This window comes from Variovorax sp. VRV01 (assembly GCF_014852545.1).
GTDB lineage: Bacteria > Pseudomonadota > Gammaproteobacteria > Burkholderiales > Burkholderiaceae_C > Variovorax > Variovorax beijingensis_A.
Genome location: NZ_JACVBS010000027.1, coordinates 1 through 15,166, shown reverse-complemented (window position 1 = coordinate 15,166; position 15,166 = coordinate 1). Strand labels below are relative to the sequence as shown.

13 protein-coding genes are annotated in these 15,166 nt (G+C 68.0%); 7 read left to right on the top strand and 6 right to left on the bottom strand.

What is annotated here, in order from left to right; all coding sequences use genetic code 11:
• Positions 1–212: 212 nt before the first annotated feature.
• The 3 genes from rpsO to IB278_RS30625 form a co-directional block, all read right to left on the bottom strand.
• On the bottom strand, positions 213–479 hold the full coding sequence (gene rpsO / locus IB278_RS30635) for a 30S ribosomal protein S15 (protein WP_007837783.1): 267 nt from the start codon (positions 477–479) through the stop codon (positions 213–215).
• 215 nt (positions 480–694) lie between these two features.
• The gene (locus IB278_RS30630) at positions 695–1,855 is read right to left on the bottom strand and encodes a pyridoxal phosphate-dependent aminotransferase (protein WP_192327718.1); all 1,161 of its coding nucleotides are present in this window, start codon (positions 1,853–1,855) and stop codon (positions 695–697) included.
• A gap of 11 nt (positions 1,856–1,866) precedes the next feature.
• Positions 1,867–3,147 carry a branched-chain amino acid ABC transporter substrate-binding protein gene (locus IB278_RS30625; protein WP_192327715.1) on the bottom strand — a complete coding sequence of 427 codons (1,281 nt, stop codon included), beginning with the start codon at positions 3,145–3,147 and terminating at the stop codon, positions 1,867–1,869.
• Positions 3,148–3,269: 122 nt separating this feature from the next.
• On the opposite strand from IB278_RS30625, the gene IB278_RS30620 reads away from it, so the two are divergent.
• Both IB278_RS30620 and IB278_RS30615 read left to right on the top strand, forming a co-directional pair.
• Entirely contained in the window at positions 3,270–3,641 is a 372-nt protein-coding gene (locus tag IB278_RS30620) for an Hsp20/alpha crystallin family protein (RefSeq protein WP_145747547.1), read from the top strand.
• Between the two features lie 190 nt (positions 3,642–3,831).
• Positions 3,832–4,593, top strand: coding sequence for an alpha/beta hydrolase-fold protein (locus IB278_RS30615; protein ID WP_145747546.1), 762 nt, complete (start codon positions 3,832–3,834; stop codon positions 4,591–4,593).
• Here IB278_RS30615 and tsaD read toward each other — a convergent pair.
• A complete protein-coding gene (gene tsaD / locus IB278_RS30610) occupies positions 4,526–5,590 on the bottom strand; it encodes a tRNA (adenosine(37)-N6)-threonylcarbamoyltransferase complex transferase subunit TsaD (protein ID WP_192327712.1) in 1,065 nt (354 codons plus the stop codon). The genes IB278_RS30615 and tsaD overlap by 68 nt on opposite strands.
• A 77-nt stretch (positions 5,591–5,667) precedes the next feature.
• On the opposite strand from tsaD, the gene IB278_RS30605 reads away from it, so the two are divergent.
• The 4 genes from IB278_RS30605 (at position 5,668) to IB278_RS30590 (ending at position 10,285) form a co-directional block, all read left to right on the top strand.
• Entirely contained in the window at positions 5,668–6,948 is a 1,281-nt protein-coding gene (locus IB278_RS30605) for a nitrate regulatory protein (RefSeq protein ID WP_192327710.1), read from the top strand.
• 343 nt (positions 6,949–7,291) lie between these two features.
• On the top strand, positions 7,292–8,536 hold the full coding sequence (locus tag IB278_RS30600) for a CmpA/NrtA family ABC transporter substrate-binding protein (protein ID WP_145747543.1): 1,245 nt from the start codon (positions 7,292–7,294) through the stop codon (positions 8,534–8,536).
• A 13-nt stretch (positions 8,537–8,549) separates the two neighbouring features.
• Complete coding sequence (gene ntrB / locus IB278_RS30595) at positions 8,550–9,479, top strand: nitrate ABC transporter permease (protein ID WP_192327707.1); 930 nt, start codon at positions 8,550–8,552, stop codon at positions 9,477–9,479.
• Positions 9,476–10,285: an ABC transporter ATP-binding protein gene (locus tag IB278_RS30590; RefSeq protein WP_192327704.1), complete on the top strand. Its 810-nt coding sequence runs from the start codon at positions 9,476–9,478 to the stop codon at positions 10,283–10,285. The genes ntrB and IB278_RS30590 overlap by 4 nt, the downstream gene beginning before the upstream one ends.
• 141 nt (positions 10,286–10,426) lie before the next feature.
• On the opposite strand, the gene IB278_RS30585 is transcribed toward IB278_RS30590, so the two are convergent.
• The gene (locus IB278_RS30585; protein ID WP_145747541.1) at positions 10,427–11,728 is read right to left on the bottom strand and encodes an ANTAR domain-containing protein; all 1,302 of its coding nucleotides are present in this window, start codon (positions 11,726–11,728) and stop codon (positions 10,427–10,429) included.
• A gap of 257 nt (positions 11,729–11,985) precedes the next feature.
• On the opposite strand from IB278_RS30585, the gene IB278_RS30580 reads away from it, so the two are divergent.
• A complete protein-coding gene (locus IB278_RS30580; protein ID WP_145747540.1) occupies positions 11,986–13,257 on the top strand; it encodes an MFS transporter in 1,272 nt (423 codons plus the stop codon).
• A gap of 39 nt (positions 13,258–13,296) precedes the next feature.
• Here the strand turns inward: IB278_RS30580 and IB278_RS30575 are convergent, their stop codons facing one another.
• Positions 13,297–14,997, bottom strand: coding sequence for a bifunctional protein-serine/threonine kinase/phosphatase (locus IB278_RS30575; RefSeq protein WP_192327701.1), 1,701 nt, complete (start codon positions 14,995–14,997; stop codon positions 13,297–13,299).
• Between the last annotated feature and the right edge of the window lie 169 nt (positions 14,998–15,166).

Genomic DNA, 15,166 nt, shown 5'->3' with positions numbered 1-15,166 from the left:
TGCTCCTGTTTTGAGAGCGGATGACCTGCATTGGGCGCAGGTTCCGCAGGGACGGAGGCTTCTCAGAACACGATGCCATTCCAGCGAAGCTCGGCGGGAACTTCATTGGAATGACACAGCTTCGCTCTGTTTTGGCACTCCGAAAGTGGATCGCGAAGTAAAAAACGCCTGAGCTAGCGGACTAACCCAGGCGTTTTTTCATGCGATTCGATTTACTTGCGCAGACCCAGCTTGGCGATCAGCGCGGTGTAGCGGTCGGCATCCTTGGACTTGAGGTAGTCCAGGAGCTTGCGGCGGCGGCTCACCATGCGCAGCAGGCCGCGACGGCCGTGGTGGTCCTTGGCGTGCGTCTTGAAGTGGGGGGTGAGCTCGTTGATACGGGCGGTCAGCAGTGCGACTTGCACTTCGGGGCTGCCGGTGTCGTTGGCGGCACGGGCGTTGTCCTTGACGACTTCGGCCTTGATGGAGGCTGCGATCATTGAATTTCCTTTGTTCCGGGATGTTTGACTTGCGGTGAGCGCTGGAACTGCCCTCACCGTGCGCCTTGCGTATGCAAAGCCATGGAATTATAGCTCGCCCCCAGGCTCCGCGCACTTCGTGTCGCTCCTCCCTCCCCCTACCGGGGGCGACGCCTGCGGCCCGGCGGGGCCGGTTCCGCGGCATCCCTGGAACGGAGGGCTCGCCTTCGGCCTCGCTATTTCTGAGCGGCGAGCCAGGTCTTGAGGCGCTCGACGCCCTGGACAAGGCGCTGGGGATCTTTGGAGGCAAAGCACCAGCGCAGCCAGCCCTGGGCCTCGGGGGCGAAGGCATTGCCGGGGGCCAGGCCGAGGCCGGCCTCGACGACCAGGCGCTTGGCGAGGTCGAGGGAGTCGCCGAAGCCTTCGAGGCGGAAGAAGGCGTACATGCCGCCCTTGGCGGGGGCCACCTGCACGCCGGGCAGTGCGGCCAGCAGGGGCACGAGGGTGTCACGGCACTGCTTCAGGTGGGCCACCACGCGGGGCGTGATCTCCGCGGTGTGCGCGATGGCGGCGACGGCGGCGCGCTGCGTGAAGACGCTGGCGCAGGAGGTGTTGAACTCGATCAGCTTGCCGATGCCGTCGACCAGCGCGGGCGGCAGCACGAGCCAGCCGAGGCGCCAGCCGGTCATGAGGAAGCTCTTCGAGAAGCTGTGCGTCACCACCAGCTGGTCGTCCGGCCTGGAAATATCGAGGAAGCTCGGCGCGCAGCCGTTCGGGGTGGGCTCAAAGTACAGCCGCTCGTACACCTCGTCGGCCAGGATCCAGGTGCCGGTTTCGCGGCAGTGGTCGAGCACGGCCTGCTGCTCTTCGCGCGTCATGGTCCAGCCGGTCGGGTTGTTGGGCGCGTTGACGATCAACAGCCGGGTCCCTGGCGTGACCGCCTTGCGCAGCGCGGCCAGGTCGAGCGTCCATTCACCATCGGCGGGGACCAGCGGCACCGTGCGCACGTGGGCGCCGAGGATCGCGGGCTGCGCCGTGAGGTTGGGCCACACGGGCGTGATCGCGACCACCTCGTCGCCCGCATCGACCAGCGCCTGCACCGCCAACATCAGCGCGCTGACGCCGCCGGATGTGACGGCGATGCGCGACGCATCGACCGCGGGATGCAGCGCGCTGGTGTAGCGTGCAATGGCCTCGCGCAGTTCGGGCAGGCCGAGGTTGTGCGCATAGAAGGTTTCGCCGCGCTGCAGCGAATCGATGGCCGCCTGGCGGATCACCTCGGGCGTAACCTCGTCGCTTTCGCCGAACCAGAACGCGAGCACGTCGTCGCGGCCGAGCCCTGCATTGGCCACCTCGCGGATCTTGGAGGCTTCGAGGTTGTGGATGGCTTCACGCATGTCTTGGTTTCCTAGATTCGTTTCATCTTGCAGGTGGTCGGCAGCTCGGCGCGCTCGGGGGCGATGGTCTTGACCACGCGAAAGCCGTAGCCCGACCCCTCGACATCGAACTGCACGCCCGGACTGCCCTGCTTGTCCATCACGCCGACCACCAGCTGCTGCTGGAACTGGTGGTCCGCCGCGCGCATGCGGCCGCGCTGTCCGTAGAGGCTCACGTCGGCCTGCTCGAGCGCGCGCGCCACGGCCACCGCGTCGACGCTGCCCGCGCGCGCGATCGATTGCGCGAGCGACTCCACGAGCAGTTGCATGCGCATGTGCACATAGTCGTCGGCGGGCTTGGGAAAGCGCGCGCGGAAGGCGCGGTAGAAGGCCTCGGACTGCGCGCTCTGCACATTGGGCAGCCAGTCGGCCACCGCGATCACGCGGCCGATGCCGGCGTCGCCGATGGCTGCCGGCGCACCGAGCGCGTTGCCGTAGAAGGTATAGAAGCTGCCGTTGAAGCCGGCCTCGCGCGCAGCCTTCACGAGCAGCGTGAGGTCGTTGCCCCAGTTGCCGGTGAACACCGCCTGCGCACCGCTCGCAATGATCTTGCTGGCGTAGGGCGCGAAGTCCTTCACCTTGCCCATCGGATGGAGTTCTTCCCCGACGATCTCGATGTCGGGCCGCTGCACGCCAAGCTGGCGTTTCGATTCGCGCAGCACCGCCTGGCCGAAGCTGTAGTCCTGCCCGATCAGGTAGGCGCGCTTGATGGCTGCATCGTCCTTCACCACTTGCATGAGCGCGGCCACGCGCATGTCGGCATGCGCGTCGAAGCGGAAGTGCCAGAAGCTGCAGCGCTCGTTGGTCAGCGCCGGGTCGACCGCCGCGTAGTTGAGGAAGATCACGCGCCGCGCGGGGTCGCGCTCGTTGTTCTTCTCGATGGCATCGATCAGCGCCGCGGCAGTGGCCGACGAGTTGCCCTGCAGCACGATGCGCGCGCCGTCGTCGATGGCTGCGCGCAGCGCCGACAGCGCTTCCTCGTTCTGCCCCTTGCTGTCGTAGCGGTCGAGCTGCAGCGGCCGCGCGCCGCCGGACAGCTTGATGCCGCCGCGCGCATTCACGCGCTCCACGGCCCACAGCAGGTTGCGGAACACCGCCTCGCCGGTGTTGGCGAACGGCCCGCTCATGCTTTCGATCAGCGCGAGGCGGATCGGCGCGGGCGCTGCCTGCGCCTGTGCTGCGAAGGGCGCCGCGCATAGCGCCAGCGCCGCAAATTTCAAGGCCTTGCGACGCCAAATAAAGGGAGGATTCATTGTCTTGAAACGAGTGCGGCTGTGCCTAGATGAGGTGACAAGCGGCACTCAGGATGGAATGGCCGCGCAGTGTAAGGGACACACATTCCTTGTCCCCATTGTGTTCATTCAGGAGTTCTCACATGTTTTTCGCACCCACCCTTCGCACCGCCCGCTTTGCACCCCGTTCGTACGACCGCGCCTTCGAGCGCTTCGTCAACGAGGCCTTCGCCGGCACGCGCCCCTCGCCGCTCGTCGAGCAGGACGACAAGAGCTGGACGCTTTCCGTCGACGTGCCGGGCCTCTCGCGCGAAGACCTCGCCATCGGCATCGAAGGCGCCGTGGTCCGCATCGACAGCAAGGCAGAAGCCAAGCGCCAGTTCAAGGCGGCCTACGAATTGCCGCTGGACATCGACGTGTCCTCGAGCGAAGCCAAGCTCGAGAACGGCGTGCTCACGCTGAAGCTGGGCAAGCGGGTGCCGGTCAGCCAGGTTTCGCAGCTGCAGATCAACTGAGCCTGCAAAGCCCACAAGAGGAAAGTGTCGTTATCTATTGTTTTTGACTTTGAAGACGCTCCCTAATCACAATACGACAGCGAATAACGTCACATCATGTGACGTTTTCACATTTTCTTTCTTCGTGGGCGTTTCGACAGACGCACCGAATCCATGACGGTGCGGATTCGGGTGCCCCTCAAGGCACGCCATGATCACGCACCTCAAGTCAGCCAAAGACGATGAACGGTCCGATACGCTCCTGGTCTTCCTTCCGGGCGCCTACCTGAAACCTGACGAGTTCGAGCGCGAGGGCTTCATCAGCGCCGTGCGCGAGCGCCACCTGGCGGCCGACTCGCTGCTGGTGGATGCCGATGTTTCCTACTACTACGACCAGACGCTCAGCGAGCGCCTGCATGCGGACGTCATCGAGCCGCAGCGCGCCAGGGGCTACAAGTCGATCTGGCTGGTCGGCATTTCCATTGGCGGCTTCGGCGCGCTGATCCACGAGCTGTCGCGGCCGGGCTCGGTCGACGGCATCGTCGCGCTGGCGCCCTACCTGGGGCGCCGCGTGCTGGGCGCCGAGATCCTCAAGGCCGGCGGCCTGCGCACCTGGCAGGCGCCGGCTGGCCCCCTGCCCGACGAGGAAGTCGACCGCAAACTCTGGCCCTGGTTCCAGCAGTACCTGGAGCCGCAGAAGTCGCAGAGCCTGCCCCAGCTCTACCTCGGCTTCGGCCTCAGCGACCGCTTTGCCAGCAACCACAAGCTGCTGGCGGACGCCCTGCCCGAAGGCCGCGTCTTCACCACCGAGGGCGGCCACGACTGGCCGCAATGGCGCCAGCTCTGGCGCAATGTGCTCGACGTGCTGCCGTTGCCGTCGCTCGGCCGCTCGCGCCCGTCGGCGGCTACGCGGGCACCGGCCGCGGCGTCTCGGATGGCGCCATCAGCGAAGCCATGGGCCATCGCGGCTTGACGTCGAAGGCATAGCGCTCGCTCGCCTGGGCCAGGCCCGACTGCAGCCGCATGGCGGCCGCCATCGCAATCATGGCGCCGTTGTCGGTGCACAGGTGCATTTCCGGATAGTGCACGCGCACGCCGCGCCTGGCGCAGGCGGCGTTCAGCTGCTCCCGCAGGCTGCGGTTCGCGCCCACGCCGCCGGCCACCACCAGCCGCTTGAGGCCCGTCTGCCCGAGCGCGGCCAGCGATTTCTTCAGCAGCACCTCGACGATCGCCGCCTGCGTGGACGCGGCCAGGTCGGCCTTGTTCGCTTCGAGTTCAGCGCCGAGCTTCTTGGCCTGCGTCAGCACCGCCGTCTTCAGGCCCGCGAACGAAAAATCGAGGTCGCCGCTGTGCAGCAGCGGCCGCGGCAGCTTGAACGCCGCGGGGTTGCCCGCCTCGGCCAGCTTGGCCAGCCAGGGGCCGCCTGGATAAGGCAGACCCATGAGCTTGGCACTCTTGTCGAAGGCCTCGCCGGCCGCATCGTCGATGGTTTCGCCCAGAAGCTCGTAGCGACCCACGCCGTCGACCCGCATCAGCTGCGTATGGCCGCCCGACACGAGCAGCGCCACGAACGGGAATTCCGGCGGATCGGCGCTCAGGAACGGCGACAGCAGGTGCCCCTCGAGGTGATGCACCCCGAGCACCGGCTTGCCCAGCGCCGCGCCCAGCGCGCAGGCCACGCCGGCGCCCACCAGCAAGGCCCCGGCCAGGCCCGGCCCGCGCGTGTAGGCGACCACGTCGATCTCGGCCAGCGAGCGGCCTGCTTCGGCCATCACGGCCTCGGTCAACGGCAGCACGCGGCGGATGTGGTCGCGGCTGGCCAGTTCGGGCACCACGCCGCCATAAGCCTGGTGCATGGCGATCTGGCTGTGCAGCGCGTGCGAACGCAGCAGCGGCAGTGCGTCGCCATGCGTTTCCACCAGCGCCACGCCGGTTTCGTCGCAGGATGATTCGATTCCCAGGAGGAGCATGCCCGGGAGTGTAGGCGGCGCGGAATGCCCGTGCGGCACGGATGTTGCAGCGGGCCTTGTGCTCCCCCTCCCCCGCCATGAAATCCGGACTGAGTTTTCTGATCGCCGCCCGAAGGTGCGAAATCGACGAGCTGGACCAGCTCGCGCGCACCAGCGACCTGGTCGGCCTGATCGCGCGGCTGGTCCATGCGCTGCAGCGGGAGCGCGGCATGTCCAACGTGTTCCTCGCCTCGCGCGGCGGCCGCTTCGCCGAGCAGCGCGATCCGCAGATCGCCGAATGCCTGGCGCTCGAGCAGGAGGTGCGCGCCGGGTTCGACCAGCTCGAGACCGAAGCGCACCCCGGCGCCACCGCAGGCAACAGCGCCCGCCTCTTCAGCCGCATCGCCTGGGTGCTTCCGGGACTGGACGGCCTGCCCGCCCTGCGCCGCCGCATCGGCGCGCTTGAGCTGACGCCCGCGCAGGCCACCGCCGCCTTCGCCAAGCTCGTGGCCGGCCTGCTGGCGGTGGTGTTCGAGGCAGCCGACGGCGCCACCGATCCCGAGATCTCGCGCCTGCTGGTGGCGATGTTCAATTTCATGCAGGGCAAGGAATTCGCCGGCCAGGAGCGTGCTTTCGGCGCCGCCTCGCTGGCCGTGGGCCGCAGCGACGAGGCGCAGCGCCAGCAATGGCTGCATCTCATCGAACTGCAGGAGCGCTGCTTCCAGGTCTTCACCGAGTTTTCGAGCAGCGGCGTGCTGGCGCTCTGGCACCAAAGCCAGTCCGAGGCTGTCATGGCCGAGATCGAGCGCCAGCGCCGCATGAGCGTGAGCCCGGCCCAGACGGCCTCGGCGGCCGCTCCCGACCCGCGGCTGAGCCAGGCCTGGTTCGACTGGTGCACGCGCCGCATCGACGCCATGAAAACCGTCGAGGACCGGCTGGCCGCCGACCTGCGCGATCTCTGCGCGCGCAAGACCGCGCAGGCGCGCAGCGAACTGCAGCGCTACCAGCAGGTGCTCGGCAACCTCGCGCCGCAGCCCGAGGGCGCGCTGTTCTTCGACGACGCCGACACCCGGGCCACCGAGCCCGCGCAATACGGCCGCCACCTGGAGCGCTCGGTGCTCGACATGGTCCAGGAGCAGTCGCGCCGGCTGCAGGCCATGGGCGACGAGCTCGAGACCGTGCGCGCCTCCCTCAACGAGCGCAAGCTGGTCGAGCGCGCCAAGGGCCTCTTGATGGCGCACCGCCGCATGAGCGAGAACGAAGCGCACAAGATGCTGCTGCAGACCGCCATGAACCAGAAGCGCCGCCTGGTCGACGTGGCCGAGTCGATGCTCGCGATGGCCGACTACCTGCCGCTCGATGCGGCGCCCCGGCGCTGAGCGCCGCCCCAAAAAGCGTTCGGATTGGTGCAGTGCACAACAACCGTGCATGCATCCGGATTTCCGCCCTGTGGCCCTTGCGCTCATGCCGGCAACCGCTCTCCTGCTGCCGATTCGATAGCAATTGGCGGCGGCAAAAGCTGGCACACAGTTTGCTGAAGTAGTACATGGACCTTCGGGTCCCAGGCAGGTGGCACCCAACGGCGGGTGTTGCCCGCCGAGATCGGACAAAGGCGTCCCCCATCCCGCAAGGGCTCGTTTTCGAGCAGCCCCTGCGCGGTGCGGGACGCCTTTTTGTTTTTTGCCTTCCTTTGTTTGTTGTTCTTCAACCGGAGCCCGCCACATGACCGACCCGCTGAAAACCCGCCTCAGCCGCCGCCGCGTACTGCAAGCCGCCGCCATCGGCGCCGTGGGAGTCAATCCTGCGCTGCGTGCCGCAGTCTGGGCCCAGGGCTCCGACAAGCCCGAGAAGGAAGAAGTGAAGATCGGCTTCATCCCGCTGACCGACTGCGCCAGCGTGGTGATGGCCTCGGTGCTGGGCATCGACAAGAAGTACGGCGTGAAGATCGTGCCCAGCAAGGAAGCCAGCTGGGCCGGCGTGCGCGACAAGCTCTCCAACGGCGACCTGGACATGGCGCACGTGCTCTACGGCCTGGTCTACGGCATGCACCTGGGCCTGAGCGGCCCGAAGAAGGACATGGCCGTGCTCATGACGCTCAACAACAACGGCCAGGCCATCACGCTCTCGAAGAAGCTGGCCGACAAGGGCGCGGTCGATGCTGCCTCGCTCGCCAAGCTGATCGCGAGCGAGAAGCGCGAATACACCTTCGCGCAGACCTTTCCCACTGGCACGCATGCAATGTGGCTCTACTACTGGCTTGCATCGGCCGGCATCGACCCCTTCAAGGACGTCAAGAACATCACGGTGCCGCCGCCGCAGATGGTGGCCAACATGCGCGTGGGCAACATGGACGGCTACTGCGTGGGCGAGCCCTGGGGCCAGCGCGCGATCATGGACGGCATCGGCGTGACGGCCATCACGACGCAGGACATCTGGAAGGACCACCCCGAGAAGGTGCTCGGCACCACGGCCGACTTCGTCAAGAAGTACCCCAACACCGCGCGCGCCGTCACCGCGGCCATCATCGAGGCCGGCAAGTGGATCGACACCGGCCTGCAGAACAAGAACAAGATGGCCGAGACCATCGCGGACAAGAGCTACGTCAACACCAGTGTGGACGCGATCAACCAGCGCATCCTGGGGCGCTACGTCAACGGCATGGGCAAGAGCTGGGACGACCCCAACCACATGAAGTTCTACAACGGCGGCGCCGTGAGCTTTCCCTACCTGTCGGACGGCATGTGGTTCCTCACGCAGCACAAGCGCTGGGGCCTGCTGAAGGAGCATCCGGACTACCTGAAGGTGGCCACCGAGATCAACCGCATCGACATCTACAAGCAGGCCGCCGCCGCCACGCAGACCCCGGTGCCCAAGGACGTGATGCGCAGCAGCAAGCTGTTCGACGGCACCGTGTGGGACGGCAAGGATCCGAAGAAGTACGCCGAGTCTTTCAAGCTGCATGCCTGAGGAGAAACACATCATGGTCAGCGCTGTATTTCATTCGCCGATGGACGCATCCCTTCCTCTCCCGCGTGCGGGAGAGGGTCGGAGCGAGGGTGTGCCCCGCGCCGAGGCGCCCTCGCAACCCGCCGCTGCCGCCAGGGAGCCCAAGCCGCGCACCCCCATCGACCTGCGCGCCTTCTGGATGCGCGTGCTGCCGCCGCTCGCGGGCTTCGGCCTGCTGGTGCTGATCTGGGAGCTGGTGGCCATGAAGAGCACCACCGGCTTTCCATCGCCGCTGGCCACCTGGCAGCAGGCGCTCACGGTGTTCAGCGATCCGTTCTACAGCAAGGGGCCGAACGACCAGGGCGTGGGCTGGAACGTACTCTCGTCGCTGCAGCGCGTGGCGCTGGGCTTCGGGCTGGCCGCGGCGGTCGGCATTCCGGCGGGCTTTGCGATCGGGCGCTTCGAGTTCCTTTCGCGCATGTTCAATCCGCTCATCAGCCTGCTGCGCCCGGTCTCGCCGCTCGCCTGGCTGCCGATCGGCCTGCTGGTGTTCAAGGGTGCCAACCCGGCGGCCATCTGGACCATCTTCATCTGCTCGATCTGGCCGATGGTGATCAACACCGCGGTGGGCGTGCAGCGCGTGCCGAGCGACTACATGAACGTGGCGAAGGTGCTGAACCTGTCGGAGTGGAAGATCTTCACGAAAATTCTGTTCCCGGCCGTGCTGCCCTACATGCTGACCGGCGTGCGCCTGGCCGTGGGCACCGCCTGGCTGGTGATCGTCGCGGCCGAAATGCTGACCGGCGGCGTGGGCATCGGCTTCTGGGTGTGGGACGAGTGGAACAACCTCAACGTCGCCAACATCATCATCGCGATCTTCGTGATCGGCATCGTCGGCCTGGTGCTGGAGTTCGCGCTCATCAAGCTTGCAACCGCATTCACGTTCGAAGAGGTGAAGTCATGAACGATGATTCGAAGTACATCGAGATCCACAACGTCGAGCAGCGCTTCAAGACCGCCAAGGGCAGCTTCCTTGCGCTGCAGGGCGTCAACCTGAACGTGGCCAAGGGCGAGTTCGTCACGCTAATTGGCCATTCGGGCTGCGGCAAGTCGACGCTGCTGAACCTCATCGCCGGCCTGACCACGCCAACGCAGGGCGTGCTGCTGTGCGCGAACAGGGAAATCAAGGGCCCCGGCCCCGAGCGCGCGGTGGTGTTCCAGAACCACTCGCTGCTGCCCTGGCTCACCTGCTTCGAGAACGTGTACCTCGCGGTCGAGCGCGTCTTTGCCGCCAGCGAAGGCAAGGCGCAGCTGCGCGCGCGCACCGATGCGGCGCTGGCGATGGTCGGCCTCTCGGCCGCCGCGCAGAAGCGCCCCGGCGAAATCTCCGGCGGCATGAAGCAGCGCGTGGGCATTGCGCGCGCGCTGTCGATGGAACCCAAGGTGCTGCTGATGGACGAGCCCTTCGGCGCCCTCGACGCGCTCACGCGCGCCAAGCTGCAGGACGAACTGCTCGCCATCGTCCAGAAGACGCAGAGCACCGTCGTCATGGTCACGCACGACGTCGACGAGGCGGTGCTGCTCTCCGACCGCATCGTGATGCTCACCAACGGCCCGGCCGCCACCATCGGCGAGGTGCTGAAGGTCGACATCGCCCGGCCGCGCAACCGCGTCGAGCTGGCCGAGGACCCGGCCTATGTGCACGCCCGCAAGGCGGTGATCGATTTCCTCTACACGCGCCAGGCGCACGTAGAAAAAGTCGCAGCCTGACCCGGCGCGCAAGGCGCATGACGCGATGCCAGCCCTTCGTGGAACACCGCGGAACCGGCTTCGCCGGGCCGCTGGTGTTGCCCCCGGTGAGGGGGTTGGCGAAGCGACACGAAGTGCGCGCAGACTGGGAGTGAGCCAGGCTCAGGACATGATGACCTGCAGGCTGTGCTCGTACCAACCCGTGAGGCGCTCGAAGGTGTCGACGAGCGCCTCGCTCGAACGCACCAGCGTTGCGCGGCCTTCGGGGCTTTCGAGCGCCTGCACGCCGCCTACCAGGCGCAGCCATTCGTCGCGCGCGGCCGCCAGCGCGGCGCGGATCTCGGGTGAACTGAGGGGCGCGCGCTCCAGCTCCAGCAGCGCGGCCTCGAACTCGTTCATGGTCGGCAGCAGCCGGCCGCGCGAAGCCTCTGCCCCGATGATCGACGCGAGCAATGCGTCCTTCGCCAGGCGCTGCGCGCGCATGCGCTGGCGCCCGCAGATGTTGACGATGCGCAGCGCACGCCGCGCGCCGGATGCTTCCAGCGCCTCCGTCATGGCCTCGGCCGCCGACAGCAAGGCCTCGCCACGCGCGTCGATCTCGGCCAGCCCCTGCTGCGCGGGACGCGCGGCCAGCGACGCGGCGAGCGCGCTCCAGGCGGCCTGCACTTCGCCCAGCGCGAGCACGCCGGCCGCGCCCAGCTCGAGGGTGCCCAGATGATCGAGGTTCTGCTGCACCCGCTCGGTCGACTGCGTGCGCAGAACCCGCGCGCGCTGCACGTCGATGCCCGACAGCAGCTGCGCCGCCACGCGCACCAGCCGCTGCGAGAGCATGCGCAGCTGGCCGGCGCGGTTGATCGCATCGGCCCACTGCGCGGCCTCGATGACCGAGCGAGACACCTCGCCCAGCCGCAGGTTGGCATGCATTGCGGCACCGCGCAGCAGGCCGAAGGCTTCGTCTTCGCCGATGCCGCGCGCCGACATCAGCAGGCCCTTGGCGCGGTCGACCCACTTGCGCTCGTCCATGCGCGTGCGCAGCGCGTCGAGCTCGGTGCGCAGCGCGGCCTCGCGCTGCCAGCGGGCCTGCGCGCGGGCGAGCAGTGCAGCAAGCGACACGGCGTCCAGCGCATCGATGGGCGCCCAGGCATGCACGCCGAGCGCAGCCAGCGCCTCGTGCTGTTCTCTGCTCAGCGGCGCGCTGGCCAGGCTCAGCGCGCAAGGCGGCGCGCCGCCCCAGGCCTGCAGTGCTTCGACCAGCGCCGGCAGCTGATCCGCCGGCTCGGGCAGATGGACCCATGCCTGTTGCGGTGCAAGCGCACCCACCTGCTGCACCAGCGTGTGGCAGGTGGCCACTCCGAGCATGGTGGCATTCGTCCCCTCCAGCGCCAGCCGCAGCGGCTCCGGCAGCTCCGGCAAGGGCGCGGAGCCGGCGAATTCATTGGGCAGAACGGCGAGAAGGGAAATCATGGCGAGGTGTCGGAGAGCAGCGCAAGCATAGGCCAGGCCCGCGCGTTTTCGCAGGCACGCCTCTTGCATCGAACGGGGTGCGGTGTAACGAAGCACCGCTTTGGTGAGGCTGCAGGCTCCTGCATCCATCCCGGCACTGCACGTGCCGGGAAGCACCCCCACGCCGACAGCGTCCGCCGCCGGCATCCCGCCCCAACCCCGTCCGCCGACACGGCTCCTGCAAGGCCGCGCCGCGGCATTTCGCACGATTGAACGCCATGTCCAGCTTCAAGACCTTTCTGCATTCCGGCCACGGGCCGACGCTGTTTGCGTCCTTCCTGTACTTCTCGTTTTCGTGCTGCATCTGGGTGCTCAACGGCGCGATGGCGCCCTTCATCGGCGAGAGCTTCGACCTCTCGCCCGCACAAAAGGGGCTGATGCTGTCGGTGCCGATCATCGCGGGCGCGCTGATGCGCTTTCCGCTCGGCATCCTGTCGCAGTACATCGGCCGCAAGAACGCGACGCTGGTCGAGATGGGCCTGATCGCGGTGGCGATGCTGTTCGGCTTCTTCTTCGTGAAGAGCTTCAACGACCTGCTCGCCATGGGCGTGCTGCTGGGCATTGCGGGCGCAAGCTTCGGCGTGGCGCTGTCGCTGGGCTCGGGCTGGTTCCCGCCGCAGCACAAGGGCCTGGCAATGGGCCTGGTGGGCGCCGGCAACGTGGGCACGGCGGTGTCGGTGCTGGTGGCGCCGCCGCTCGCGCAGTGGCTCGGCTGGCAGGCGGTGTACGGCGTGGCGGCCGGCGCCATCCTCGTGCCGATGATCGTGATGATCGTCTTTGCCAAGGAACCACCCGACGTCGACAGCCACGCCAGCTTCCGCGAACACATCGCCTGCCTGTTCGAGAAGGACGGCTGGGTGTTCAGCCTGATCTATGGCGTGACCTTCGGCGGCTTCATCGGGCTCACCACCTTCCTGCCCTCCTACTACTACGACCAGTTCGGCGTGAGCAAGGTGCAGGCCGGCCAGCTCACGATGCTGGCCGCCTTCATGGGCGCCGCGGTGCGCATCGTCGGCGGCTGGATCTCCGACCGCTGGGGCGGCGTCAACACGTTGACCGTGGTGCTGCTGGTGGTGGCGCTCGGGCTCGTGCTGGTGGGCATCTCGTCGGCATCGCTCGCGCTCACCACGCTGCTGCTGATCGTGTGCTTCGCCGCGCTGGGTGCGGGCAACGGCGCGCTGTTCCAGCTGGTGCCGCTGCGCTGGCCCACGAGCACCGCGGTGGCCGGCTCGATGATCGGGGAGATCGGCGCGCTGGGCGGCGGCTTGGTGCCCAACGCCATGGGCCTGTCGAAGCAGTACCTGGGCAGCTACGTCTGGGGCTTCGTGTTCTTCGGCGCGCTGTCGCTGGTGATGCTGGGCGTCATGCGCGTGATGCAGATCCGCTGGACCCGCACCTGGGCCGAAAAAGGCGGCCGTGCCCGCACGACCGCCTTTTCGTCGCAGGCTAACTTCGCCTCCGGCGAAGTTAAGCGCGGAGCGCGGCCGTAGACAAAAAGGCATCCGATGAAGCGCGCGCCATCCCATCTCTCAACGTGGCAGAAACAGCAGCCACACCACGAGCAGTGCGTTGAACAGCAGCGACACGGCCAGCGCGATCTTGTAGAGCGCAGCCGGATCGCGGCGGATCAGCGGCGTGGCGGCGGGCGCGCTCACGGGGCGGGAAGCGCCGCGCTCCAGGGCGAGCAGCATTTCCTCGGCGGTTTCGAAGCGCTCGCGCGGATCGCGCGCGACGGCCTTGCGCACCAGGTGGTCGAGCCACACGGGCACGTCGGGCCGCAGGCGCGAGAGCGCAGCCGGATCGCGCCGGTAGCGCGCCACCTGGTAGGGCTCGATCTCGCCATAGGGCAGGTGGCCGCCGAGCCACTGGTACAGCGTGACGCCGAGCGCGAACAGGTCGCTCGCGGTGTCGGCTTCGGCGCCCTCCCACTGTTCGGGGTTGATGTAGCTGGGCGTGCCGGCATGCAGCTCCCGCTGGGCCGCGCCTTCGCGGCCCGACAGCGCCACGCCGAGGTCGAGGATGCGCCAGCGGCCGTCGTCGCCCAGGTGCAGGTTGCCGGGCTTGATGTCGCGATGCACCACGCCGTGGCGGTGCAGCCGGCCCAGGGCCTTGGTGACATCGATGGCCGCGGCAACCACCTCGGCCACCGCGCCGCGCGTGCCGGACTTGCGCATCTGCTCCAGCGTGCGCCCGCCGTGCCAGTCGAACACGATGTAGAGCGCACTGGCGTTCTCGGCGCGCTCGTGCACGCGCACGAATCCGCTGTTGCCCACGCGCTGGCCCAGCCAGGCCTCGTGCGCGAGCATCGCGCGCTCCTGCGGGTCGCTGGCGCGCGAGGGATGCAGCGTCTTGAGCGCCACCAGTTCGCGCGTGGCCGCATTGCGCGCCTGGTAGAGCAGGTGCACGCCGGTGTCGGCCACCAGCCCGGTGACAACGTAGCCGTCGAGCACGTCGCCCACCTTCAAGAAAGGCGGCGGCGCCAGGCGGCGGCCATCGCCGAGCTCGTCGTCGAGCTGCCGCACATCGAGGCCGACGACGCGGATGACCAGCGCGGTCGCGTTGTCGCGCGTGCCGGCATCGAGCGCCGCGCGCACCAGCGCCTCGCTCGCCTCCTCGGCACCGCCCTGCAGGGCCAGCGCGGCCAGGCGCTGCGGCTTGAGCACGCCGTGCACGCCGTCGGTGCTGAGCACGAAGCAGTCGCCCACGCGCACGTCGCCCTGCGCGTAGTCGACACGCACCTGGTCGTCGAGGCCGATGGCGCGCGTCAGGCGGCTGCGCATGTCGGGGTGTTCGAAGGCATGGTCCTGGGTCAGCGGCATGGCCGGCTCGCCGCCGGCGCGCACGCGCCAGGCGCGCGTGTCGCCCACGTGCGCGAGCGTGTAGCTCTGGCCGTGCAGCACCAGCGCCGTCAGCGTGGTGAGCGCGGTGGCGCCGCCCTGCCGCCGGCGGTTGTGGTCGGCGAGCCAGGCGTTCTGCGCCGCGACCAGGCGGTCGAGCGCGGCAGTCGGCTCCCAGGTGTCGGGCGTCGCGAAGTAGTCGGCCAGCAGGCCCATGACGGTGGTCTGCGCCGCCTCGAGGCCGCGCCCGCCGGTGGACACGCCATCGGCAATGGCCGCGATGAGCCCGCGCGACTCCTCGCCCGGCGGTGCGTTCACGGCGCCCGCGAAGTCTTCGTTCACGTCGCGCGGTCCGCGCTGGCTGCTGTAGCCGATGTCCACTTCAAAGCTCATGGCGCGATTCTCTACGCGCGCCGTGCGCTTCCGATTGCTTAATCCCCGAAAGGCCCACCCATGATGAAGAAACTCAAGCTCGTGATGGTCGGCAACGGCATGGCCGGCGTGCGCACGCTGGAGGAGCTCCTGAAGCTCGCGCCCGACCTGTACGACATCACCGTCTTCG